Consider the following 387-nt stretch of genomic DNA (forward strand, 5'->3'; position numbering starts at 1 on the left):
GTCTCCTGCAGGTGCTGGCCCCAGTCGCGCAGCGATTGCAGCAGGGCCTGGCGCCGCGCATCGTCGGGCGCTTCGGCGGCCAGTGCATCGAGCTGCTGCCGGTACTGGGGCAGGTTGAGTTCGCCCAGCCCGCCGTCGCCGAGCAGGCGCTGGCGGCGGTAATCCTGCCAGCGCTGGCGTTCCGCCGGCGCGAGGCTGTCGGGGTGGTTGCGCGCGCGGTAGCGGAACAGCAGCTCCGGCAGGCGCGGGTCGCGGAAACGGCCTTCCAGCGCGGCCAGCTGCTCGGGCGCGGTGGTTCGTGCCAGCGCAAGCAGCGGTTTGTCGCCGTTGCCGAGGAAACCGTCGTACAGCGAAGTATCGACGTCGGCCACGGTGGCGACGCGGGGC

At 72.6% G+C, this 387-nt stretch carries 1 pseudogene; it reads right to left on the reverse strand.

Features of this window, described 5'->3' with window-relative positions:
- Positions 1–371, reverse strand: a pseudogene (locus I6F33_RS38125) (hypothetical protein); the annotation flags it as partial.
- Positions 372–387 lie beyond the last annotated feature (16 nt).

This window comes from Bradyrhizobium sp. BRP20 (assembly GCF_020194215.1).
Classification (GTDB): Bacteria; Pseudomonadota; Alphaproteobacteria; order Rhizobiales; family Xanthobacteraceae; genus Bradyrhizobium; species Bradyrhizobium yuanmingense.